We start from the raw sequence: 24,501 nt of genomic DNA on the forward strand, positions 1-24,501 counted from the left end.
ACAGCGCCAGCTGCGCGCCCAGTGGCTGCACACCTGCGACGAGCGCGCCATCCTGGCCAGCTTCGACGGTTTCCATAGGGACGACGTGCATGCCGACCTGCCGTCGTTGAAGGTTCCCGCGCTGCTGATCACCGCCGCGCGCGGCGACGTAGTGCAGGACGAAGACGTGGCCGAGATCCAGCGACTGGCGCCGGGCACGGAGCACGTGCGCGTGGCCGACGCCGGGCACATGATTCCCTGGGATAACGAGCAAGGTTTCTACGCCGCCTTCGGCGATTTTCTCGGCGCGAGCCTGTAGAGGCGCGCCGCGGAATGCATGGGTCCGCCGCGGCCGGCCGGTCGCCGCGAGGCCCGCGCAGGCAGGCAATGGGCCCGGTCAGGGCAAGGAGAGCAGGATGCCGGTAAGCGACTATGAATTGATCCAGGCCTGGCAGCAGGTGCTGAAGCTGTCGAAATTGCAGGCGGGGCAGGCCGTCACGGTGCTGACCAGCGCGGCCACCCATCCGCAGACGCTGTCGGCCGCGTTGATCGCGGCCCAGTCGATGGGGGCCATCGTCAATCGCCTGGACCTGCCGCCCGTCAATGCCGAGAAGGCGCTCAGCAGAGATTCCCTGGCCTACCTGGGCACCACGCCGCTGACGGGCAACAAGGCCGCCATCGCGGCCCTGAAGGCCAGCGACCTGGTGCTCGACCTGATGACGCTGCTGTTCTCGCCGGAGCAGCACGAGATCCTGGCGGGCGGCACGAAGATCCTGCTGGCGGTCGAGCCGCCCGAAGTCCTGGCCCGGCTGGTGCCCACCGAGGCCGACCGGGCCCGCGTGAAGGCGGCCGCCGCCCGCATCGCGGCCGCGCGCGAGATGACCGTCCATTCCCCCGCCGGCACCGAGCTGCGCTGTCCGCTGGGCGAGTTTCCCGCCATCAGCGAGTACGGCTTCGTGGACGAGCCCGGGCGCTGGGACCACTGGCCCAGCGGTTTCGTGCTGACCTGGCCCGACGAGGGCGGCGCCACCGGCCGCATCGTGATCGACCGCGGCGACATTCTGCTGCCGCAGAAATCCTACGTGTCCGATCCCATCACCCTGACGGTGGAGAACGGCTACGCCACCCGCATCGAAGGCGGCGTGGACGCCGAGCTGCTGCGCGAATACATGGCCACCTTCGACGATCCCGAGGCCTATGCGATCTCGCACATCGGCTGGGGCCTGCAGCCGCGCGCGCATCGCGGCGTGCTGGGCCTGTACGACCGCGAGGCCACCATCGGCATGGACGCGCGGGCCTACGAGGGCAATTTCCTGTTCTCGCTGGGACCGAACAACGAGGCCGGTGGCAGCCGCACCACGGCCTGCCACATCGACATTCCGCTGCGCGGATGCACGGTGAAGCTGGATGGGCAGGAAGTCGTCAGGGCGGGCAAGGTACTGGACCGGGCCTGAACCCATCATCGTAGCCACAGGAACAAACCATATGGCCAAGCAGGAAGAGATCGCGACCTACCAGCGGCAGGGCTTCGGCACCGCGCTGCCGTTGCGCGCGCCCTTCGGGTTGCTGATCGTCGATTTCGTCAACGGGTTCGCGGATCCCGCGCAGTTCGGCGGGGGCAACATCCCCCAGGCCATCGCCAGCACGGTGCCGCTGCTGGCGACGGCGCGCCAGCGCGGCTGGGCGGTGGCGCACAGCCGCATCGTCTACGCCGACGACGATGCCGACGGCAACATCTTCAGCATCAAGGTGCCGGGCATGCTGACGCTGAAAGAGGCCTCGCCCGCCAGCGCCATCGTGCCGGAGCTGGCCCCGGCCCCCGGGGAATACGTGGTGCGCAAGAGCGTGCCCTCGGCGTTCTATGGCACCATGCTGGCGGCATGGCTGGCGCAGCGCGGCGTGCAGACCCTGCTGGTGGCCGGCTGCACCACCAGCGGCTGCGTGCGGGCCAGCGTGGTCGATGCCATGTCGGCGGGCTTCCGGCCCGTGGTGCTGGCCGACTGCGTCGGCGACCGCGCGCTGGGCCCCCACGATGCCAACTTGTTCGACATGCAGCAGAAGTACGCCGCCGTGATGCATCGCGACGCGGCGCTGGAGGCCATTCTTGCCATCGACGACGCGAGCGCCGCTGCCGCACACGCCTAGGGCGCTGCACCAGGGGCTGTTGGCCGATGCCGGCGCGCTGCTGGTCGTGCGCGATCCGGCGCCGGGTGCGCGGCCCGCGCCGGGCCAGCCCGGCGCGGCGTCCGACTACGTCCGCGCCACGCCCGACATCTTCGTGGCGGTGCTGGCCGACGGCCGCGTGCAGGCCTTCAACGGCCACGTCGACCTCGGCACGGGCATCCGTACCGCGCTGGCGCAGATCGTGGCCGAGGAACTGGACGTGGACCTGGCCCGCGTGCGCATGGTGCTGGGCCACACCGAGGCCGCGCCCAACCAGGGGCCCACCATCGCCAGCGCCACCATCCAGATCTCCGCCGTGCCGCTGCGCCGCGCCGCGGCGCAGGCGCGCGGCCATCTGGTGCAACGGGCCGCGCAGCGCCTTGGGGCGGACGCCGCCTCTCTGGTGGTGGACGACGGCGTGGTCGCGTCGCCCGACGGCCGGCGCATCGACTATTGGACGCTGCTGCGCGAAGGCGGCGCGATGCTGCGCCTGGCCGACGACGTGCCCCTGAAGCCCGCGGCGCAGTACCGCATCGTGGGCAAGAGTACGGCGCGCGTGGACATTCCGGCCAAGGCCACGGGCGAACCCGTCTACGTCCACGACGTGCGCGTGCCCGGCATGCTGCACGGCCGCGTGGTGCGGCCGCCCTATGCCGGCCGCGATACCGGCGCGTTCGTCGGCCACAGCCTGATCGAGGCCGACGCGGCTTCGGTGGCGGGACTGCCGGGCGTGGTCCAGGTGGTCGTGCAGGGAGATTTCGTGGGCGTGGTGGCGCAGCGCGAGGAACAGGCCGTGCGCGCCGCGCGGCAGCTGCGCGTGCGCTGGCGGGCCGTGCCGCCGGCCCCGCCGCTGGACGACCTCGCCGCGGCGCTCAAGGCGCAGCCGGCCACCCTGCGGCCCCTGAAGGAAGAGGGCGACGTCGAGACCGCGCTGGCGCAGGGCGAGAGCCTGTCGCGCCAGTACGTGTGGCCCTACCAGATGCATGCGTCCATCGGGCCGTCGTGCGCCGTGGCGGACTTCCGTCCGGAGGGGCTGACGGTCTGGTCCGGCACGCAGAATCCGCACATGCTGCGCATCGACCTGGACCGCCTGCTGGGCTTGGGGGAGGGGCACATCGAGGTCGTCCGCATGGAGGCCGCGGGCTGCTACGGGCGCAATTGCGCGGACGACGTCTGCGCCGACGCGGCGCTGCTGTCGCGCGCCGTGGGCGCGCCCGTGCGCGTGCAGCTCAGCCGCGAACAGGAACACGCCTGGGAGCCCAAGGGCGCGGCGCAACTGATGGAGGTGCGCGGCGCGCTGGACCCGCACGGCAACCTGGCCGCCTACGATTTCGCCACGCGCTATCCGTCCAACGACGCGCCCCTGCTGGCCCTGCTGCTGACCGGCACGGTGGACGCCGGGCCGCGCGTGCTGGAGATGGGGGACCGCACCGCCGTGCCTCCGTACCGCTATCCGCACCAGCGCATCGTCTGTCACGACGTGCCGGCCATCGTGCGCGCCGCCTGGCTGCGCGGCGTGTCGGCGCTGCCGAACTCGTTCGCGCACGACTGCTTCATCGACGAGCTGGCCGAACGGGCCGGCCGCGACCCGGTCGAGTTCCGGCTGCATCACCTGGACGATGCGCGCGCGGCGGACCTGCTGCGCGCGGTCGCGCGGCGCGCCGGCTGGCAGGCGGGCGCGGCAGGCTCGCGCGGGCAGCCCGGCGACGATGGACTCCTGCACGGACGGGGCGTGGCGTACGCCCGCTACGTGCACAGCAAGTTTCCCGGCTTCGGCGCCGCCTGGGCCGCGTGGGTGGTCGATCTCTGCGTGGATCCGGCCACGGGCCGCATCCGTGTCCGGCGCGTGGTGGTCGGGCAGGACACCGGCATGATGGTCAATCCCGACGGCGTGCGCCACCAGGTGCATGGCAACGTGATCCAGACCCTGAGCCGCACGCTGAAAGAACGCGTGACGTTCACCGAGGCCGGCGTCACCAGCCTGGAGTGGGGGGCCTATCCCATCGTGGGCTTCCTGGAAGTGCCTGAGGTCGACGTGGTGCTGATGCCGCGCCAGGACGAGCCCCCCATGGGCGCGGGCGAATCCGCCTCGGTGTGCGGCCCCGCGGCGCTGGCCAACGCCCTGTACGATGCCACGGGCCGGCGCTGGCGCGAACCGCCGTTCACGCCGGAACGCATCCTGGCGAGCCTGGCCGGCTGAGGCGGCCGCCCGCGGCCCTCTTGCCCGCCGGAGCCCGGACGGCGTGAAGCATTGCCGCCGCGCGGCCGTGCGTGCGGCCGCGCAGCCGTGCCGGCTACAGCGCCTCGAAAATGCCCGCGGCGCCCATCCCGGTGCCGATGCACATCGTCACCATCCCGTACTTGCCCTTCGTGCGCCGCAGCCCGTGCAGCAGCGTGGCCGTGCGGATCGCGCCGGTCGCGCCCAGGGGATGGCCCAGCGCGATCGCGCCGCCCAGCGGATTGACCTTGTCCGGATCCAGCTGCGCGTCGCGGATCACCGCCAGGGACTGCGCCGCGAAGGCCTCGTTCAGCTCGATCCAGTCCAGGTCCTGCATGCGCACGCCCGTGGTGGCCAGCACCTTGGGAATCGCCATGGCGGGCCCGATGCCCATGATCTCGGGCGGCACGCCGGCCACCGCGAAACCGGCGAAGCGCGCCAGCGGCTGCAGGTCGAACTCGCGCAGGATGCGTTCGGACACCAGCACCACCGCGCCCGCGCCGTCCGACATCTGCGAGCTGTTGCCCGCCGTGACGCTGCCGCGCGCGGCGAACACCGGCCGCAGCTTCGCCAGCGCTTCGGCGGTGGTGTCGGCGCGCGGACCTTCGTCGCGGTCCGCCGTGCGCTCGACCCGCCTGGGTGCGCCCGACTTGCCGTCCGGCAGCCAGGACACCACCGTGTACGGCGTGGTCTCGGCCTGGAAGTGGCCGGCTTCGATGGCGGCGATGGCCTTGCGGTGCGAGGCCAGGGCGAAGGCGTCCTGGTCCTCGCGCGAGACCTTCCAGCGCTCGGCGACCTTCTCGCCGGTCAGGCCCATGCCGTAGGCCATGCCGAGGTTCTCGTCGTGCTCGAAGATGGCGGGGTTCATCGCCACCTTGTTGCCCATGATCTGCGGCATGGCGCTCATGGATTCGGTGCCGGCGCCGATCATGATGTCGGCCTCGCCCAGTCGGATGCGTGCCGCCGCGTCGGCCACGGCCTGCAGGCCCGAGGCGCAGAACCGGTTGACGGTGACGCCGGCCACGCGGTCGGGCAGGCCGGCCAGCAGCAGCGCGATGCGCGCCACGTTCATGCCTTGCTCGGCCTCGGGCATGGCGCAGCCGGCCACCACGTCCTCGATGCGCGCCGCATCCAGCGACGGCACCTGCGCCAGCGCGCCGCGCAGCGCGGCGGCCAGCATGTCATCGGGACGGGTATGGACGTACAGGCCGTTGCGCTTGCCCACCGGCAGGCGCGTGGCGGCCACGATGTAGGCTTCCTGCATGGTTCTTTTCATGATGTTGTGGCTTCCTAGTTGCGCAGCGGTTTGCCGGTGTCCAGGGTGTGGCGGATGCGGGCCTGCGTCTCGGGCGTGCGCAGCAGCGCCACGAACTCGCGGCGCTCCACCGCCAGCAGCCAGGTCTCGTCCACCCGCGTGCCGGCGTCGACTTCGCCGCCGCACAGGGCCACCGCGGCACCGCGTGCCACGCGATAGTCGTGCGCACTGATCATGCCGCCTTCGCGCATGTTGACCAGCATCATCTCGAAGTTGGCGATGCCGGCGCGGCCCGCCACCGGGATGCCTCGTACGGGCAGGGGCGGCATGTAGCCGCTGTCGGCCAGCGCGCGCGCCTCTTTCAGCGCCACCCACAGCAACTCGCCGGGGTGAAACACGACCGGATCGGTCTCGGCCGCGTAGCCCATGTCGACCGCCTGCAGCGCGCTCTTGGACACCTGAGCCATGGCGATGTTCTGGAACACCGGCTGCAGATAGGGGAACACCTCGTTGGGCGTGGCCGTGGCCTGCGCGAGCGCCGCGGCGCGCGCGGCCAGCGCCTTGCTGCCGCCGCCGGCCGGGATCAGGCCCACGCCGGCCTCTACCAGCCCCACATAGCTTTCCAGCGCCATCACGCGCCGGGCCGCATGCATCATGAATTCGCAGCCGCCGCCCAGCGCCATGCCTTGCACGGCCGCCACCACCGGCACCTGCGCGTAGCGCAGCGCCAGCGAGGTGTTCTGGAACGTCTCCACGGTGGCTTCCAGCATGTCGAACTGTCCGGCCTGGCATGCCTGCCAGACCTGTTCCAGGTTGGCCCCCAGCGCGAACGGCGCGTCGTGCCACAGCACCAGCGCATCGAAATCCGCTTCGGCGCGCGCCACGGACTCGCGGATGCCTTCCAGCACTTCGTTGCCCAGCACGTGCTTGCGCGTGGTGATGGACAGGATGGCCACGCCCGCGACCACCTCGGGCAGGTGCCACAGCCGCACGCCGGGGTTCTCCCACAGCGTGACGCCGCGGTCGGGCGGGGTCTCGCCGGCCACGGTCTCGGGGAACAGCTGGCGGCGGTACACGGGCAGCGACGAACGCGGCCGCCACGTGCCGTCGGCGGCGCGGTACGAGCCCTCGGGGCCGTGCACGCCCTGGCGCTGCGGCTCCAGCACCCAGGCGGGCAAGGGGGCGTCGCTCATGATCGAGCCCTCCTTCCGCTGCGCGGCTCCCTCCCCAAGGGCAGGCGCGCTTCCTTCGGGCGGCCGGGCGGACGCGCTTGCCCGTCCCTGCTGCACCTCGTCGGCGATGGCGCGGGCGATGTCCTGCCAGCCCGCGGCCTGCCAGGTCTCGAAGGGGCCCTGGTTCCAGCCGAAGCCCCAGCGCATGGCCAGATCCAGGTCGCGCGCGTTGTCGGCCACGTCGGCCAGGTGCACGGCGCTGTAGTGGAACAGGTCGCGGAAAATGCTCCACAGGAATTGCGCCTGGGGATGCCGCGACGCGCGCAGCGCGGCCAGCCGCCTGGCCGGGTCGCGTTCGCGAAGGATGGCGGCAACCTCGTCGGCCACCTTGCCCGCGCTGGGCCGGTAGTCGCCGGTGGCCAGGTCCAGCACCTGGATGTCCTTGCCCACCTTCTTGTACACGCCCGCGCCGCGCTTCTGCCCCAGCGCGCCGGCATCGATCAGGCGCTGCAGCCAGTCGGGCGACTTGAAGTGGCGGTGCCACGGATCGTCCGGCAGGTGCTCGCGCATGGTGCCGATGACGTGCGCCAGCGTGTCCAGGCCGACCACGTCGGCGGTACGGTAGGTGGCGCTCTTGGGCCGGCCGATCAGCGGACCGGTCAGCGCGTCGACCTCGTCGAAGCCCAGGCCCAGCCGCTGCGTGTGGTGCATGGCGGCCAGGATGGAAAACACGCCGATGCGATTGGCCACGAAATTCGGCGTATCCAGCGCGCGCACCACGCCCTTGCCCAGGCGCGACGTGAGCCAGGCCTCCAGGTCGTCCAGCACCTGCGGCCGGGTATAGGTGGTGGCGATGAGTTCGACCAGCCGCATGTAGCGCGGCGGATTGAAGAAGTGCACGCCGCAGAAGCGCGGCCGCAGCGATTCGGGCAACGCCTCGGCCAGCGACTGGATCGACAGGCCCGAGGTATTGGATGCGATGGTGGCGCGCGCGTCCAGATGCGGCGCGATGCGCTCGTACAGATCGGTCTTCCAGTCCAGCCGCTCGGCGATGGCCTCGATCACCAGGTCGCATTCGCCCAGTTTCGGCAGGTCGTCGTCGTAGTTGGCCGGCGCGATCAGCGCCAGCCGCGCGGCGCCGGCCAACGGGGCGGGCTCGAGCTTCTTCAGGCCGTCCAGGGCCTTGCGGGCGATGCCGTTGCGGTCGCCCTCCTTGGCGGTCAGGTCGTACAGGGTGACGCGCACGCCCGCGTTGGCCAGGTGGGCGGCGATCTGCGCACCCATCACGCCCGCGCCCAGGACGGCGGCATGCTTGACGATGAACTTGCTCAAAACAACCTCCTCGTTGAAGAGGCGGGCCTTGCGGCCCGCCCGTGGCCGGGATGCTTCGCGCGCAGCGCGCCGGGCCGCGCAGAGTGCCTCACGCAGGCCGCGCCGCGCGCGACCGGCCGGTCAGAACCGCGCGGAGACCTGCACGCCCACGATGTTGCCCTTGCTGTCGTAGCTGCCCGCCAGGCGGCCCTTGGACAACTGGTTGCCCGACGTGGTGTCGATGTCGGAGTCGCGCAGGTACAGATAGGTATAGCCCACGTCGATGGCGATGTTCTTCGTGGCCTGGTATTGCACGCCGGTGGAGAACCACCAGCGGTCGGTGTCGGGCAGCGAGGCCAGGCGATCTTCCGCCTTGTGCACCGGCGACTGGTCGAACGCCACGCCCACCTTCCACTTCCATTGCTCGTTGATCTGGTAGTTGGCGCCCAGCGCGATGCGCCAGGTGTCGCGGAAGTTCAACGGCAGCGAATCGGAGGGGCCGTTGCGGTTGGAGATGTCCAGCGACTGCAGGCTGCTCCAGCCCGTCCACGAGATGTCGCCCAGCAGCTGCCAGCGCGGCGTGAGCTGGTGCGAGGCGCTGAGGATCAGCTGGTCGGGCAGCTTGACCGTGGTGCTGGCCGCGTACGAGGCCGTGGTGGTCGCGCCGCCGGGCAGGGCGATGTCGTTGACGTCGGTATTGCCGCGCGCATCCTGCTTCATGGTCGAGCGGTACGACACGCCGATGCGGGTGCTCTCGACGGGTTGGAACATGATGCCGGCGTTCCAGCCCCAGGCGTCGCCGTGCATCTTCAGGCGGGCGTCGCCGTTGGTGAAGATGCCGGCCGCCGGCACCAGCGGCACCACGGTCTTCTTCTGGTATTCGGCGTCGATGCGCTGCCAGTTGGCGCCGATGCCGAACGACAGCTGGTCGGACACCTTGTAGGCGATGGACGGGTTGATGTTGATGGTGGTGATCTCGAACTTGTTCGAGTGGTACTGGCCCGCCCAGCCGCTGTCGTACTCGGTCATCAGGCCGAATGGCGCGCCCATGCCGATGCCCAGCCACCACTTCGGCGCCACCTGGTACGACAGGTAGGCATTGGGCACGATGCCCAGGTGGCCCGCGTCGCCGCTGTTGCCGCCGGTGGGGGCGGTGCCGCCCAGCACCGTGGGGTTGCGGCTGTTGCCGTTGTCGCGGAACTTGAACGATGGCCATATGGCGTTGGCGCCCGCCGACACGTTGCCGCCCGGCAGGTAGGTCATGCCGGCGGGGTTGAAGTAGATGGTGCTGGCGTTCTCGGGGTTGGCCGCCGAGCCGGCATAGGCGTTGCCCAGGCCGCTGGCGTTCTGCTCCAGCAGCTGGAAGCCCGCCGCATGCGTGCCGGCGCCATAGGTGCCCGCCATCAAGGCTGTGATGGCGTTGAGCGCCAGAAGGTGTTTGCGCATTTGTGTCGTCTCCGATGGATATAAGTATTGTCGCCGGGCTGGCTTGCCTTTGGATCGCCGCAACCGCCCGATCGTTGTTGTGATTCCACGTGCCGCCCTCCCGGCGGCATGCCGCCGGGCGGGTTCATTCCGTCATGGGGGGCAATGGCTCCCTGGGATGCGAAGGTTGGTTCGGGGCCGATGGTCCCTTGTCACGCGATCCATGCAATGGACCGCCGGTGTAGGGTGCGTAGCCCGTGCCGAAGATCACGCCGGCATCGGCCAGGTCGGCGTCCGCGACCACGCCCGCCGCGACCTGTTGCCGCGCGCGTGCGATCAAAGGCTCGGTCAGGCGCTGCGCCAGCCCAGGCGCGGCTCGCCCGGCCTCGCCCTTGCCCGGCTTGACCGCCTTGCCGTCGCGCCAGGCATAGAAGCCTTGGCCCGTCTTGCTGCCCAGCTCGCCGCGCTCGACGCGCTGCAGCAGGCAGCGCGGTGGTTCGGCGCCATCGGCCAATTGGCGTCCCGCGGCCAGTGCGATGTCCAGGCCGACCGTGTCGGCCAGCTCGATCGGTCCCATGGGCATGCCATATGCCGTCATGGCCGCGTCGATGGCGGCGGGCGGCATGCCTTCGTCCACGCAACGCATGGCTTCCAGCATGTAGGGCGCCAGCACGGCGTTGACCAGGAAGCCGGGCGCATCCTTCACGGGCAGCGGCAGCTTGCCGATGGCGCCCACGAAGGCGCAAGCGCGGGCTTGGGCGGCGCGGCCGGCATCGGCGCGGCCGGCATCGGCGCCGTCGCCGTCGCGGGCCGCCGCGTCGCCGGGCGCTCCGCGCACCACCTCGACCAACGGCATGCGCGCCACCGGGTTGAAGAAGTGGATGCCGACCAGCCGCCGCGGTTGCGCCAGTTCCGCGCCCAGGTTCCGCAGGGACAGGCTCGATGTGTTGGTTGCCAGCAGCGCGCCGGGTTTCAGGCGCGGCTCGATCTGGCGGTACAGCGCGCGCTTGGCGTCGAGCTGTTCGACTATGGCCTCGATCACGACGTCGGCGCGCGCGACGCCGTGGCCTTCGGGATCGGGAATCAGGCGGTCGAAAGCTGCGCGTGCTTCGCGGCGATTCTTCAGCTTGCGCGCATAGAGCCGGGCCGCGCGGGCCAGCGCCGGCGCGATGCGGGCGATGTCCTGGTCCTGCAGCGTGACGGTCAGGCCGCGCAGCGCGCACCATGCGGCGATGTCGCCGCCCATGGTGCCGGCGCCCACCACGTGCACGTGGGCCACGGGAGGCGTGCCGTCCGCCTTGCCATGGGCCTTCAGGCGTTCCTGCAGGCGGAAGACGCGCACCAGGTTGCGCGCGGTGTCGGAAGACAGAATGGCATCCAGCAGGGCCGGGGCGCGCAGGGCATTGCCGCCGTGCAGCTCCCATATATCCACGATGGCGCCCGGGGCCGGATAGTGACCTTGCGGGTCTTTCTCGGCGATGCGCTTGCGCGCCTGGCGCGCCACCAGCGTGGTCAAGGGCGGCAGGTTCAGCAGGCGTGGGATGCCGCGCGCGCGGCGCGGCTTCCGGTTCGACAGCACTTGCTGGCGCGCCGCGGCGTGCAGCAGGCGGGTCGGCACCCGCGCATCGGCCAGGCCCAGCGCGGCGGCGCGGCGCGCGTCGACGCGGCGGCCGGTCAGCATCATGTCCAGCGCGGCGGGCGCGCCGATCAGCGCGGGCAGGCGCAGCATGCCGCCCCAGCCCGGCACGATCCCAAGCATCACTTCCGGCAGCGCCAGCGCGGTGTCGGGCTCGTCGGCCACCAGGCGATAGCGGCAGGCCAGCGCCAGCTCCAGTCCTCCGCCCAGGCAGTGGCCATGGATCAGGGCCAGCGTGGGGTAGCGCACCCTGGCCAGGCGCTCGAACAGGTTCCAGCCGCGCGCGACCAGCTCCTGCGCGCCCTGCGCGCCATCCAGCGCGGCGAATTCGTCGATGTCGGCGCCGGCGATGAAGCCGGCCTTCTTGGCCGACAGGATGACCAGGCCGCGCGGCGGCTGGGCGTCCAGCGTGTCCAGCACGCTGGACAGCTCGGCCATCACCGGCGCGGAAAGCGTGTTGACGGCGCTGCCCACGCAATCCAGCGTCAGCCAGGCCAGCCCGTCGGCGTCGTGTCGCAGATGCCAGTTCATCGGGTTTCCTCCGTGCCGCGCGCGGCGGGTTCGCCTGCTTGCGCGAACAGGTCTGGCGCGGCCCGGCCCGATTCGGCCCGATCCATCGTCTCCACCAGCATGGCGCCGCCCTGGCCGCCGCCGATGCAGATCGCCGCCATGCCGCGCCGCAGGCCGCGCGCGCGCAATGCATGCAGCAGGTGCAGCACGATGCGCGCGCCCGAGGCGCCCACCGGATGGCCCAGCGCGATGGCGCCGCCGTCCACGTTCAGGCGCTCCTGGTCCAGCCGGCCCCAGGCCGGCGTGCCCAGATATTCGCTGCAATAGGCCTCGTCCTGCCACGCGGCCAGGCAGCCCAGCACCTGCGCGGCGAAGGCCTCGTTGATCTCCCAGAGATCCAGGTCGTTCAGGCGCAGCCCGTGGCGCTGCAGGATGGGCGTGGCAGCGTGCACCGGGCCCAATCCCATCTGCGCGGGATCCAGGCCTGCCCATTGGCTGTCGACGATGCGGCCCAGCGGCTGCAGCCCGTATCGGTCGACGGCCGCCTGCGAGGCCAGCAGCAGCATGGCCGCGCCGTCCGTCACCTGCGAGCTGTTGCCCGCCGTGACGTTGCCCCACGGCTTGTCGAACACCGGACGCAGCCGCGCCAGGCGTTCGGGCGTGGAGTCTTCGCGCACGCCGTCGTCGTGGTCGTGCAGCGTGCCCTTGCGCGGATCGACCAGCGGCGCCAGTTCGCGCTGCGTTTCGCCGCGCGCGCGGGCCGCCAGCGCGCGCTGGTGGCTGCGCGCGGCGTACGCGTCCATCGCGGCGCGGTCGATGCCGAAGCGGGTGGCCAGGTTTTCGGCGGTCTGTCCCATCGACAGGCCCACCACTGGATCGGTCAGGCCCTTGAGCAGCCCGATCACGGGCGCCAGCTTGCGGAACGGAAAGCCGCCCAGCGTGGCCAGGCGCGCGCCCAGGTTGCGCGCGGAAGACCAGCGCGCCAGCCATTGCACCATTTCGTCGGACAGCAGCACCGGCGCGCGCGACAGCGCGTCCGTGCCGCCCGCCAGCACCAGGTCGTGCCGGCCCAGTTGGATCGACTGGATGGCGCTGTCCAGCGCCTGCATGCCCGATGCGCAATTGCGCATCACCGTCCAGCCGGGCACGCGGTGGCCGCAGCCCAGCCGCAGCGCGATCACGCGGCCGATGTTCACCTCGTCGGGCGAGGGCGCGGCGCAGCCGACCACCACTTCGCCCAGCGCGTCGGGCGCGAAGGGCTGGCGCAGCAGCAGCGTGCGGCCGGCCTGCACGGCCAGGTCCCCCGCGGCAAACGGGCCCGGCGCGTTGCGTGCCTTCAGGAAGGGGCTGCGCGCGCCGTCGACCACATAGACAGGCTGGAAGCTCATGGTTGTATTTCCTTGTCGCCGCGCCGCGGCGTTCCCGCGAAAGGACGCGCGCGGCGCTCCAGAGAAACTTGCATCGGCAGGCCGCGCGCCCTCATGCCGCCCGCGCCTCGCGGTCGTCGGCCGCATCCTGTGCGCCCAGGTCGAACGGGAAATCGTCTACCCGCACCACGCGGTCGCGCAGCAGGTTGCGCTGGCGCAGCAGCTTGTAGTCCTCGTCGGAGATCAGGCTGGCCGCCCAGGCCGCCTCGGCCATGTCGCGCACGTTGGCGCGCGGATTGCCGTCCAGCGCGCCGCGCTTCTCGACCTCGCGCAGGCGCGACTCGGCGGGTTCGGCGGCCAGGGTGGCGGCCAGCGCCTTCTCCAGCGCGCCCACGGGCTCGTCGATGCTTTCCGGCAGGTAGCAGCCCGCGGTCAGGCGGTCGCGCGCAGCGCCCGGCGCGACCACCAGTTGCGCCACTTTCTGGCCCAGCGCATCGGCGGGCCCGCTTTCCGGCATGCCCCAGGGAAACAGCACGACGCGCAGCAACCCGGCCACGCCGCGCTGCGGCAGGTTGTCCAGCACGCCGATGGCAGCCTGCTGCAGCTTGTGCAGCGCGTCCTGCATGGCCCAGTGCGCCAGCGGCGCGTCCTCGACCTGCCGGCCTTCGTCCTCGTAGCGCTTCAACACGGCGCTGGCCAGGTACAGCTGCGACAGCATGTCGCCCAGCCGCGCGGACAGGCGCTCGCGGCGCTTCAGGCTGCCGCCCAGCAGCAGCATGCACAGGTCGGCCAGCAGCGCGAAGCCGCTGGCGTAGCGCGTCATGCGGCGATAGTAGGCGTGCATGGCAGGCGCCGCGCGGCCGGGCGCCTGCACGAAGCGAGCGCCCGTGAGGGCCAGTCCCAGTGCGCGGCAGGCGTTGCCCGCCGTGAAGCGCACGTGGCTCCAGAAGGCCTTGTCGAAGGCTTCCAGGCCGCGGTCCGGATCCGTGTCCCGCGCCGCGCGCATCTCGTCCAGCACATAGGGATGGCAGCGGATGGCGCCCTGGCCGAAGATGATCAGGCTGCGCGTCAGGATGTTGGCGCCTTCCACCGTGATGCCGATGGGCGCCTGCTGGTAGGCGCGGCCCAGGAAGTTCGACGGCCCCAGGCAGATGCCCTTGCCGCCTATCACGTCCATGCCGTCCACCACCACCTGCCGCGCGCGTTCGGTGACGTGATACTTCACGATGGCCGACACCACCGACGGCTTGGCGCCCAGGTCGATGGCGCCCGCCGTCATCACGCGCGCGGCTTCCGTCAGGTAGGTGTTGCCGCCGATGCGCGCCAGCGCTTCCTCCACGCCCTCGAAGCGGCCCACCGGCACGCGGAACTGGCTGCGCACGCGGGCATAGGCGCCCACGGTGCGCGTGGTGTATTTGGCCATGGCCGAGTTGGAAGAGGGCAGCGAAATCGAGCGGCCCGCCGCCAGGCATTCCATCAGCATGCGCCAGCCCTGGCCGGCGCGCGCCGGCCCGCCGATGATGAATTCCAGCGGCATGAACACGTCCTGCCCGCGCGTGGGGCCGTTCATGAACATGGCGCCCAGCGGCTGGTGGCGGCGGCCCGTGTCCACGCCCGGATGGTCGTGCGGCACCAGCGCGCAGGTGATGCCCAGGTCGGTCTCGCCGCCCAGCAGGCGGTCGGGATCGTACAGGCGGAACGCCAGGCCCAGCAGCGTGCACACGGGCGCCAGCGTGATGTAGCGCTTGTCCCAGCTGACGCGCATGCCCAGCACTTCCTGGCCTTGCCACTGGCCGCGGCACACCACGCCGTGGTCGGGAATGGCCGCGGCGTCCGAGCCCGCCCACGGGCTGGTCAGCGCGAAGGCCGGCACGTCGGTACCGTTGGCCAGGCGCGGCAGGTAGTGGTCCTTCTGTTCCTCGGTGCCGTAGTGCAGCAGCAGTTCGGCCGGCCCCAGCGAATTGGGCACCATGACGGACACCGCCAGCGCCGACGAACGGGTCGACAGCCGCGCGATCACCTCCGAATGCGCATAGGCCGAGAAGCCCAGGCCGCCGTATTCCTTGGGGATGATCATGCCCAGGAAGCCGTTCTGCTTCAGGTAGGCCCACAGTTCGGGCGTCAGGTCCTGGCGCTTGCTGGTGATGTCCCAGTCGTCGGCCATGCGGCAGGCCTCGGCGGTTTCGTGATCCAGGAAGCGCTGCTCCGCCTCGGTCAGCTGCGGCTTGGGATACGACAGCAGCGCGTTCCAATCCGGTCGGCCGCGGAACAGCTCGCCTTCCCACCATACCGTGCCGGCCTCCAGCGCGTCGCGCTCGGTGTCCGACATCTGCGGCAGCACCTTGCGGTACAGCCTGAACACCGGCTTGGTCAGCACGGCCTGGCGCAGCGGTTGCAGCAGGAACAGCGCGGCCACCGCGGCCAGCAGCAGCAACAGGATCAGGGCAGGCATGGTCGGGTCTCCGGGTCTCGTTGTAATGGTGGGGCTGACGGCCTCAGCCGGCCGCCAGCAGGGGCGGCAGCGGCGCGCGCAGCCCGCCCAGCAGGAAGCTCATCAGGCGCGGCAGCAGCAGCGCGGGGTTGTCGGGCTGTTCGGTCTCGTCGATGCTCCAGTGCGTGACCAGGCGCAGTGTGCTGGTGCCCATGATGGCGTACGACGTCGCGCCCAGCATGAAGTGGAAGCGCCACATGATCTCGGCGCGCGGCACGTCGGGCAGGGCAGCGAACAGGGCGTTCTGGTAGCGCTCCATCACGTCGGCGTATTCGTCGGCGAACAGCGTGCGGATGAATCCCGTGGGATCGGTCATCGTGCGTTCCAGCAGCGGCAGGAAGTGCCGGCCGGCGTGCTCGGGATCGTTCGCCAGCCGCAGCAGCGTGCCGAAGAAGGCATCCAGTACCTGCGAGGGCTTCAGCGGCCTGCCGCCGGCGTCGGCCTCCAGGGCGTCAAGCACGCGCAGGCGTTCCTGGTTGACCAGCGCCAGGCTGCGCTTGAGCACTTCCTGCAGCAACGCTTCCTTGCCGCCGAAGTGGTAATTGACCGCCGCCAGGTTCACGCCCGCGGCGGCCGTGATCTGACGCATCGACGTGCCGTCGTAGCCGTGCAGGGCAAACAGGCCCTCGGCGGCCTCGAGGATGGCCTCGCGGGTGGAAGAAGGCGGGACGGGGGGCGTTTCCTTCATCGTCTGGGCTGTTTCAAACGTTCGTTTGAGATTGATTATAGAGAATGTCATCCGGCTGAAATCCCTGATAATCCCTGACAGGGTTTACGCTTAGCGCGTTCCGCCGCTCGCCGGGGGCGTTTCTGCCATCGCCGTCCCGCCAGGGTGTTCCGCCATGCCGTGCCGCACAAGACCCCGCCGGCCTGTCGGCCACAAGACGGCCTGGGCAGCCCAGCGGGTACAGTCGATACGTAGGCGCGCCGCTGCGCGCGCCAGTTCCGTTTTTTTTCGCGAGGTTCACCATGCTTGTAGATGTTCGGATTCCTGCCTGTGCCACCGGTCCGGAGGCGCGGCAATGAGCAGCGGCGCCTCCCTCCCGCCGCAGCACTGGAATCTCGACGGCATCGTGTCCGGCCTGCGGGCCGCGCGCGTCGACTGGCGCGGCCCGCATGGCCGCCTGCGCGAGACCTCCGCGGGCCGCGAATTCCCTTCCCCCGAAGACCTGCGCAAGATCGTCAAGCGGCTGTGCGGCGCGCTGTTCCCCATGCGTCTGGGTCCCATCGACCTGCGCGAGGAAGTCGAGGACTTCTACGTGGGCCACACGCTGGGCGAAGCCCTGGACGAGCTGCTGCAGCAGGTCTACCTCGAACTGCGCCACCTGAGCCGCGACGTCGACGAGCCGCGCGAGCAGACCCTGGAACGCGCCGTGGGCATCACGCGCGCGTTCGGCGCCGAGCTGCCGGCTGTGCGCCGCACGCTGGACCTGGACGTGACCGCCGCCTACCAGGGCGATCCGGCCGCGCGCAGCGTCGACGAGGTGCTGCTGTCGTATCCCGGCGTCACCGCCATGATCCATTTCCGCCTGGCGCACGTGCTGTACCGCCTGGGCGCGCCCATGCTGGCGCGCATCGTGACCGAGCTGGCGCATTCCGACACCGGCATCGACATCCACCCCGGCGCGACCATCGGTCGCAGCTTCTTCATCGACCACGGCACGGGCGTCGTCATCGGCGAGACCGCCATCATCGGCGACCGCGTGCGGCTCTACCAGATGGTCACGCTGGGCGCCAAGCGCTTCCCGCCGGGCGAGAACGGCGAATTGAAGAAAGGCCTGGCGCGCCATCCCATCATCGAGGACGACGTGGTCATCTACGCGGGCGCCACCATCCTGGGCCGTATCACCATCGGCCGCGGCTCGACCATCGGCGGCAACGTGTGGCTGACGCGCAGCGTGGCGCCGGGCAGCAACGTCACGCAGGCCAGCCTGGTCAGCGACATGCCCGACTGCGGCCTGGGCGCATGACGGCATCGCTGCAGGACCTGCGCGCCTTCCTGGACGCGCATCCGCGCCTGTTCGTGCTGACGGGCGCCGGATGCAGCATCGGCTCCGGCATCCCCGTCTATCGCGACGACGAGGGCGCCTGGATGCGCAAGCCGCCCATCGATTTCCAGACCTTCATGGGCGGCGTGCCCGCGCGGGCGCGCTATTGGGCCCGCAGCATGGTCGGCTGGCGCCGCTTCGGCCACGTGCAGCCCAACGCCGCGCACCGCGCGCTCGCGGCCATGGAAGCCGATGGCCGCATCGAACTGCTGGTGACGCAGAACGTCGACGGCCTGCACCAGGCCGCCGGCAGCCACGCGGTGGTGGACCTGCACGGCAAGCTGGATGAAGTGCGCTGCATGAACTGCGACTGGCGCGGCGCGCGCGAGGCGTGGCAGCGGATGCTGTACGAGCGCAATCCGGAATGGGCCGCGCATGACGCGCCCGATGCGCCGGACGGCGACGCCGATCTCGAAGGCCTGGATTTCTCGGCGTTCGACATCCCGGCCTGTCCGCGCTGCGGCGGCATCGTCAAGCCCGACGTCGTGTTCTTCGGCGAGAGCGTGCCGCGCGACCGCGTCGAACGCGCGCAAGCCGCGCTGGAACGGGCTGACGCCATGCTGGTCGTGGGGTCGTCGTTGATGGTGTATTCGGGATATCGGTATGCGCTGGAAGCCAGCCGGCGCGGTCAGCCGGTGGCGGCGATCAACCTGGGCCGTACGCGGGCGGACGATCTGCTGGCGCTGAAAGTGCAGCAGCCGTGCGCGGAGGCGTTGGCGGCGGTGCGGGCCGGGGTGTCGCCTTAGCCGTCATGCCTGGCAGCCGGAGCACGCGCTGCCTATGCCTCGCGCCACCCACGCCGCACCTGGCATGCCGGTCAAACGGCCGCCGACGATACGATCCGCGTGGCCCTCACTGCGGCGTGTGTTCGCCCATCAACACCCGCCGTGCCGCATGCCAGCTGCCCGCATCCGGCGCCAGCAGCAATCCGCCATCCCGGTGCGTGGGCTTGTATGGGCTGCCGTCGAAGTGCGCCGCATATCCGCCCGCCTCGCGATGCAGCAGCCACCCCGCCGCATGATCCCAGGGCGTGAGCTTGTTGTAGAACAGCACGTGGCAGTGTCCCGACGCGGCCATGCGGTATTCGTACGCCGCGCAACGCAGCGAGGCCGTGCTGCCCAGTCTCGCCAGATTGCCGTTGACGGTGTCGCGCAGCGGCTGCGGCAGGTGTCCGGTGGCGATCATGCCGTCCATGTCCTCGGGCGGCACGGGATCGGCCACTTTCAGCGGCTGCGGGGCCGCGCCCTGGCGCTCGATCCAGGCCCCTTCGCCGCGTACCGCCAGCGCGGCCTCGTTGCCGATGGGGTCGTAGATGACGCCCGCGATGACGTCGCCGCGATGGCACACCGCGATCATCATGCCGAACAGCGGCAGGCCGGCCACGAAGTTGCGCGTGCCGTCCACGGGGTCGACCAGGAAGGCCAGGTCGGCGTCGACCAGCATGTTCAGCAAGGCCGGATTGCGCGTGGACGATTCCTCGCCGATGAACACCGAGCCGGGATACAGCTTGCCCAGCCTGGCGGCGATGTGGCGCTCGGCGCCTTCGTCGGCGTCGGTGACCGGGTCGCGGCGCGAGTCCTTCTCGCGCACCGCCTGCGGCGACAGGTTGCGAAAGCGCGGCAGGACTTCGGCCTGCGCGGCCTCGGCCAGGATGGCGACCAGGCGGCGGGTTTCGTCCTTGGAGAAGGTGCGGGTCATGGCTGGCGGTCTTGCAAGGTCGATCGGGCGGTCAATCTAGCACGCGCGGGCTGTCCAGGCGATGACGGCTAGGGTTCGTCCTGCGTCGTGGCGGGGACAGGCCAGGCCAGGCCGGCGAGGACGATCCCGGCAATTTCACGGCTCAAGGCATCATCTTCCAGAATCGGAAACTGCTTCCGGAGCTTGGCCGAGACCTGACCCCACGGCGGGGCGATGTAGTGCACGACCGGCTGGTCCAGGCGATCTTCCCCGACGAACACCGGCGACCGCCGCAGCCCCGCCGGCGCAGGGGTGCCAAATTTGATTAATTTCAAATTTTTTCACTTAAAACTGCCTATATCTTAATTTTTCTTTACTTCGGCTCATGCGCCCGGCACGCGCCGCCTGCCTCGCCGTGGTGCGCGACGCCGTGCATCTCTGCACCGGTGTTGTGCGTTGCGGCAGCGCACGACCGCCCGGTGCAAGGTGCCGTCATGAAGCGGCACCGAATCGTTCCCCATGAACGGAGGTCGATCAACGCCGCGCCGCCCAAACCTGGCACGGACTTTGCATAAGCCAAGGCATGGCCCGCTCACGCGGGTCCCAGACAACGTGTGCAGGACCGGCAAAGGCGCCCCAGGACCATCTCTCCGGTCCGGGGCGCCTTTGTGTTTTCCGGGATGCACGCCACGGAAGACGCCATGAAAGACATGACATCCGCATCGCCCCTGCAAACCCTGATCGTGATCGGCAACGGCATGGTCGGCCATCACTGCGTCGAGCAACTGGTGGCGCAAGGGGCGCTGGCGCGCTATCGCATCGAGGTGTACGGCGAAGAGCCGCAGCGCGCCTACGACCGCGTGCACCTGTCCGAGTACCTGTCCGGCCGCGACGCCGAGTCGATGGCGCTGGGCGACGGCACGCTGTACCAGACGCCCGGCGTCACGCTGCACCTGAACATGCGTGTGCAGGAAATCGACCGCGTGCGCCATGAAGTGGTCACCGCCACCGGCCGGCATGCCTACGACAAGCTGGTGCTGGCCACGGGCTCGTTTCCCTTCGTGCCGCCCATCGCGGGCGTGGAGGAGACCGAGGCGCGGCTGGTGTATCGCACGCTGGACGACCTGGACGCGATCCGCGCGGCGGCCGCGGGTGCGCGCCGCGGCGTGGTGGTGGGCGGCGGCCTGCTGGGCCTGGAAGCCGCCAATGCCCTGCGCGCCCTGGGCCTGGAGGCCCACGTGGTCGAGTTCGCGCCGCGCCTGATGCCGGTGCAGCTGGACGAGATGGGCGGGCAGGCGCTGAAGACGCGCATCGAGGCCCTGGGCGTGCAGGTGCACGTGTCGCGCGCCACCGAGACCATCAAGCCGGGCATGCGGCACCGCTATCGCCTGAATTTCGCGGGCGGCGAGGCGCTGGAGACGGACCTGGTCGTGTTCTCGGCCGGCATCCGGCCGCGCGACGGCCTGGCGCGCACCGCCGGGCTGGCGGTGGGCGAGCGCGGCGGCATCGTCATCGACGAAGCCTGCCGCACCAGCGACGACGACATCTACGCCATCGGCGAATGCGCGCTGTGGAACGGCATGGTGTACGGCCTGGTGGCGCCCGGCTACCAGATGGCGCGCACGGTGGCCGCGATACTGTCCGGACAGCCGGCGCAAGCCTTCGCGGGCGCGGACATGTCGACCAAGCTGAAGCTGCTGGGCGTGGACGTGGGCTCGATCGGCGACGCGCACGGCGCCACGCCGGGCGCGCGCAGCTACCGCTACATGGACGAGGTGAACGCCGGCTATCGCCGCCTGGTGGTGTCCGCGGACGGCAAGCGCGTGCTGGGCGCGGTGCTGGTGGGCGACAACAGCTACTACGACACGCTGCTGCAGTACGTGCAGAACGGCATCGCGCCGCCCGCCGATCCCGCCGCGCTGATCCTGCCGCGCGGCGCGGACACGCCCGTGCTCGGCCCGGCCGCGCTGCCGGCCACGGCCACGATCTGCTCGTGCCACAACGTCAGCAAGGCCGCCGTCTGCGCCGCCATCGACGAGGGCTGTACGGACCTGGCGGGCGTGAAGTCCTGCACCCGGGCGGGCACTGGCTGCGGCGGCTGCTCGGCGCTGCTCAAGCAGGTCTTCGAGCACGAACTGGCCGCGCGCGGCGTGACGGTGGACAAGAGCCTGTGCGAGCACTTCGCCTACACGCGGCAGGAGCTCTATCACTTCGTGCGCGTCGAAGGCATCGAGACCTTCGAACAGCTGCTGGCGGCCCATGGCCGCGGCCACTTGGGCTGCGACCTGTGCAAGCCCGCGGTGGCGTCCATCCTGGCATCCTGCTGGAACCGGCCGATCCAGGACCCGCTGCTGGTGCCGCTGCAGGACACCAATGACACCTTCATGGCCAACATGCAGAAGAACGGCACGTATTCGGTGGTGCCGCGGATTCCCGGCGGCGAGGTCACGCCCGAGGGGCTGATCGCCATTGGCGAGGTCGCCAGGAAATACCAGCTGTACACCAAGATCACCGGGGGCCAGCGCATCGACCTGTTCGGCGCGCAGCTGCACGAGCTGCCCGAGATCTGGAGCGAGCTGATCGCGGCGGGCTTCGAGACGGGCCATGCCTACGGCAAGTCGACCCGCACGGTGAAGTCCTGCGTGGGCAGCACGTGGTGCCGCTACGGCGTGCAGGACAGCGTGGCCATGGCCCTGCGCATCGAGCACCGCTACAAGGGCCTGCGCGCGCCGCACAAGCTGAAGTTCGCGGTGTCAGGCTGCACCCGCGAGTGCGCCGAGGCGCAGAGCAAGGACATCGGCGTGATCGCCACCGAGCGCGGCTGGAACCTTTATGTGTGCGGCAACGGCGGCATGCGGCCGCGCCACGCGGAATTGTTCGCCACCGACCTGGACGACGAGACGCTGATCCGCCTGATCGACCGGGTGCTGATGCTCTACATCCGCACGGCCGACAAGCTGCAGCGCACCTCGGTGTGGCGCGAATCGCTGGACGGCGGCCTGGACTACCTGAAGGACGTCGTGCTGCACGACAGCCTGGGCCTGGCCGAGGAGCTGGAGGCGCAGATGCAGCTGGTGGTGGACCGCTATGAATGCGAGTGGGCCAATGCCATCAACGACCCGGAGAAACTCAAGCGCTTCCGCACCTTCGTCAACGACCGACGCCCCGATCCCGACGTGCAGTTCGTGCCGGAGCGCGGCCAGCGCCGTCCCGCCACGGCCGCCGAGGCGCGCCGCATTCCCATCGCCGTGGAGCAACTGTGATGACCGCAACGCTGCAGAGTCCTTCCGAACCGGCACAGTGGCGCGCCGTGTGCCGCCGCGCCGACCTGGTCGCCAATTCCGGGGTTGTCGCGTGGGTGGACGGCGCGCAGGTGGCGCTGTTCTACCTGCCGCAGCAGGACGACGCCGTCTACGCCGTCGACCACCGCGATCCGAAGACGGGCGTCAATGTCATCGGCCGCGGCATCGTGGGTCACCTGGGCGGCGCGCTGGTGGTGGCCTCGCCCCTCTACAAGCAGCATTTCCGGCTGCAGGACGGCGGCTGCGTCGAGTTCCCCGAGCAACGGCTGCGCGTCTGGCCCGCCCGCATCGCGGGCGACGCCGTCGAGATCGCCGCCTGATTCCCATCATCTTCGAAGCGTAGAGGTATCCGCATGTCCTACATCCTTCCCACCGAGTTCGTCACCAAGATGGTGGACGCCGGCGAATCCAAGCTGCACATGGCCACCCGCGACGCCCTGCTGCGCGCCTACATGGCGGGCGCCATCCTGGCGCTGGCCGCGGTGTTCGCGGTCACCGTCACCGTGCAGACCGGCTCGCCCATCCTGGGCGCGGCGCTGTTTCCCGTCGGCTTCTGCATGCTGTATCTGATGGGCTTCGATCTGTTGACCGGCGTGTTCGTGCTGACGCCGCTGGCGCTGTTCGAAAAGCGGCCCGGCATCACGCCGGGGGTGATCCTGCGCCACTGGGGCGTGGTGTTCCTGGGCAATTTCCTGGGCGCGCTGACGGTGGCGCTGATGATGGCCGTGGTCTTCACCTACGGTTTCGCGGCGCCGGTGAACAAGGTGGGCGAGGTCATCTCGCACATCGGCGAGAACCGCACGCTGGGCTACAAGGAATACGGCGCGGCCGGCATGCTGACCATCTTCATCCGCGGCGTGCTGTGCAACTGGATGGTGTCGCTGGGCGTGGTGGGCGCCATGATCTCGACCTCGGTCAGCGGCAAGGTCATCGCCATGTGGATGCCCATCATGCTGTTCTTCGCCATGGGCTTCGAGCACTCGGTGGTCAACATGTTCCTGTTCCCGTCGGCGCTGATCATGGGCGGCAATTTCTCGATCATGGACTACCTGATCTGGAACGAGCTGCCCGTGGTGCTGGGCAATATGGTGGGCGGCATCTCGCTGACCGGCCTGACGCTGTACGCCACCCACATGAAGACCGCGCCCAAGCGCAGCTTCGGCTGACCGGAGTACGACATGGACACATCCGTATGGCTGATCGGCGCGGGTCCGGGCGATCCCGAATTGCTGACGCTGCGCGCGGTGAAGGCCTTGCAGCGCGCCCAGGTCGTGCTGGTGGACGACCTGGTGAATCCCGACGTGCTCGCGTTCTGTCCGGATGCGCGCGTCATCCGCGTGGGCAAGCGTGGCGGCTGCCGATCCACGCCGCAGGACTTCATCCAGCGCCTGATGCTGCGCTATGCCCGGCAGGGCCTGCGCGTGGCGCGGCTGAAGGGCGGTGATCCCTGTATCTTCGGCCGCGGCGGCGAAGAGGCGGAATGGCTGAGCCGCCACGGCGTGGCCTGCGAGGTGATCAACGGCATCACCGCCGGCCTGGCCGCGGCCACGGCCAGCGGCATCCCGCTGACCCTGCGCGGCGCGGCGCGCGGCGTCACGCTGGTCACGGCGCATACCGAGGACGGCAGCGAGCCCGCCTGGCACGCGCTGGCGCAGGGCGGCACCACGCTGGTGGTATACATGGGGGTGGCGCGGGTGGGTTCGGTGGCCGAGGCCCTGCTGGCCGGCGGGCTGCGGGGCGATACCCCGGTGGCCATGATCGAGCGCGCCTCGCTGCCCGACCAGCGCGAATGCCGCTCGACGCTGGCCGCGATGGCGGAAGACGCCCAGGCCTTCGGCCTGCAAAGCCCCGCCATCCTGGTGATCGGCGAGGTGGCGGCTTGCCGCATGTACGGCCTCGCAGGTCAGGACATCGACATCACGGAGACGGCGCGCAGGCAGGCATGAA

18 protein-coding genes and 1 pseudogene are annotated in these 24,501 nt (G+C 70.4%); 10 read left to right on the forward strand and 9 right to left on the reverse strand.

The features are described 5' to 3' along the window. From FS845_RS18540 to FS845_RS18555, 4 genes are all read left to right on the forward strand, one after another. The coding region (locus tag FS845_RS18540) for an alpha/beta fold hydrolase (protein WP_144638079.1) at positions 1-298 on the forward strand (298 nt) is incomplete at its 5' end. Positions 299-395: 97 nt separating this feature from the next. Continuing rightward, positions 396-1,433, forward strand: a complete 1,038-nt coding sequence (locus tag FS845_RS18545; RefSeq protein WP_144638081.1) for a 2,5-dihydroxypyridine 5,6-dioxygenase — start codon at positions 396-398, stop codon at positions 1,431-1,433. A gap of 31 nt (positions 1,434-1,464) precedes the next feature. After that, complete coding sequence (locus tag FS845_RS18550) at positions 1,465-2,124, forward strand: isochorismatase family protein (RefSeq protein ID WP_144638083.1); 660 nt, start codon at positions 1,465-1,467, stop codon at positions 2,122-2,124. Beyond that, positions 2,084-4,342, forward strand: coding sequence for a xanthine dehydrogenase family protein molybdopterin-binding subunit (locus FS845_RS18555; RefSeq protein ID WP_260986346.1), 2,259 nt, complete (start codon positions 2,084-2,086; stop codon positions 4,340-4,342). The genes FS845_RS18550 and FS845_RS18555 overlap by 41 nt, the downstream gene beginning before the upstream one ends. 94 nt (positions 4,343-4,436) lie before the next feature. Here FS845_RS18555 and FS845_RS18560 read toward each other — a convergent pair whose 3' ends face one another. The 7 genes and pseudogenes from FS845_RS18560 to FS845_RS18590 all read right to left on the reverse strand — a co-directional run bounded on the left by FS845_RS18560 (position 4,437) and on the right by FS845_RS18590 (position 16,215). Continuing rightward, positions 4,437-5,636 carry an acetyl-CoA C-acyltransferase gene (locus tag FS845_RS18560; RefSeq protein ID WP_144638086.1) on the reverse strand — a complete coding sequence of 400 codons (1,200 nt, stop codon included), beginning with the start codon at positions 5,634-5,636 and terminating at the stop codon, positions 4,437-4,439. Positions 5,637-5,650: 14 nt separating this feature from the next. Beyond that, complete coding sequence (locus tag FS845_RS18565; protein ID WP_144638088.1) at positions 5,651-8,119, reverse strand: 3-hydroxyacyl-CoA dehydrogenase/enoyl-CoA hydratase family protein; 2,469 nt, start codon at positions 8,117-8,119, stop codon at positions 5,651-5,653. 120 nt (positions 8,120-8,239) lie between these two features. Continuing rightward, complete coding sequence (locus FS845_RS18570) at positions 8,240-9,544, reverse strand: outer membrane protein transport protein (RefSeq protein ID WP_144638090.1); 1,305 nt, start codon at positions 9,542-9,544, stop codon at positions 8,240-8,242. Positions 9,545-9,668: 124 nt separating this feature from the next. Continuing rightward, the gene (locus tag FS845_RS18575) at positions 9,669-11,690 is read right to left on the reverse strand and encodes a 3-hydroxyacyl-CoA dehydrogenase NAD-binding domain-containing protein (RefSeq protein ID WP_144638092.1); all 2,022 of its coding nucleotides are present in this window, start codon (positions 11,688-11,690) and stop codon (positions 9,669-9,671) included. Positions 11,691-11,770: 80 nt separating this feature from the next. Beyond that, positions 11,771-13,057 (reverse strand): annotated as a pseudogene (locus tag FS845_RS18580) (acetyl-CoA C-acetyltransferase); the annotation flags it as partial. A gap of 91 nt (positions 13,058-13,148) precedes the next feature. Beyond that, positions 13,149-15,488 (reverse strand): acyl-CoA dehydrogenase, encoded by a 2,340-nt coding sequence (locus tag FS845_RS18585; protein WP_144638096.1) that lies wholly within the window; start codon positions 15,486-15,488, stop codon positions 13,149-13,151. Positions 15,489-15,531: 43 nt separating this feature from the next. After that, positions 15,532-16,215, reverse strand: coding sequence for a TetR/AcrR family transcriptional regulator (locus FS845_RS18590; RefSeq protein ID WP_144638098.1), 684 nt, complete (start codon positions 16,213-16,215; stop codon positions 15,532-15,534). Between the two features lie 334 nt (positions 16,216-16,549). Here FS845_RS18590 and epsC point away from each other — a divergent pair, with 334 nt between their 5' ends. Further along, entirely contained in the window at positions 16,550-17,497 is a 948-nt protein-coding gene (gene epsC, locus FS845_RS18595) for a serine O-acetyltransferase EpsC (RefSeq protein ID WP_144638100.1), read from the forward strand. Then, on the forward strand, positions 17,494-18,321 hold the full coding sequence (locus FS845_RS18600) for an NAD-dependent protein deacetylase (RefSeq protein ID WP_144638102.1): 828 nt from the start codon (positions 17,494-17,496) through the stop codon (positions 18,319-18,321). Before epsC ends, FS845_RS18600 begins: the two co-directional genes overlap by 4 nt. A gap of 106 nt (positions 18,322-18,427) precedes the next feature. On the opposite strand, the gene FS845_RS18605 is transcribed toward FS845_RS18600, so the two are convergent. Further along, positions 18,428-19,273, reverse strand: a complete 846-nt coding sequence (locus FS845_RS18605) for an inositol monophosphatase family protein (RefSeq protein ID WP_144638104.1) — start codon at positions 19,271-19,273, stop codon at positions 18,428-18,430. A 68-nt stretch (positions 19,274-19,341) separates the two neighbouring features. Next, complete coding sequence (locus FS845_RS18610) at positions 19,342-19,587, reverse strand: hypothetical protein (RefSeq protein ID WP_144638106.1); 246 nt, start codon at positions 19,585-19,587, stop codon at positions 19,342-19,344. 366 nt (positions 19,588-19,953) lie between these two features. On the opposite strand from FS845_RS18610, the gene nirB reads away from it, so the two are divergent. From nirB to cobA, 4 genes are read left to right on the forward strand one after another with little or no spacing between them, the layout of a single operon-like run. Next, the gene (gene nirB / locus FS845_RS18615; RefSeq protein ID WP_222130012.1) at positions 19,954-22,515 is read left to right on the forward strand and encodes a nitrite reductase large subunit NirB; all 2,562 of its coding nucleotides are present in this window, start codon (positions 19,954-19,956) and stop codon (positions 22,513-22,515) included. After that, a complete protein-coding gene (nirD, locus tag FS845_RS18620) occupies positions 22,515-22,874 on the forward strand; it encodes a nitrite reductase small subunit NirD (RefSeq protein ID WP_144638108.1) in 360 nt (119 codons plus the stop codon). The genes nirB and nirD overlap by 1 nt, the downstream gene beginning before the upstream one ends. Before the next feature lie 33 nt (positions 22,875-22,907). After that, complete coding sequence (locus FS845_RS18625; RefSeq protein WP_144638110.1) at positions 22,908-23,720, forward strand: formate/nitrite transporter family protein; 813 nt, start codon at positions 22,908-22,910, stop codon at positions 23,718-23,720. Positions 23,721-23,732: 12 nt separating this feature from the next. Beyond that, positions 23,733-24,500 carry a uroporphyrinogen-III C-methyltransferase gene (cobA, locus tag FS845_RS18630; protein WP_144638112.1) on the forward strand — a complete coding sequence of 256 codons (768 nt, stop codon included), beginning with the start codon at positions 23,733-23,735 and terminating at the stop codon, positions 24,498-24,500. Position 24,501 lies beyond the last annotated feature (1 nt).

It is taken from the genome of Bordetella genomosp. 13 (assembly GCF_007679965.1).
GTDB lineage: Bacteria > Pseudomonadota > Gammaproteobacteria > Burkholderiales > Burkholderiaceae_B > Bordetella.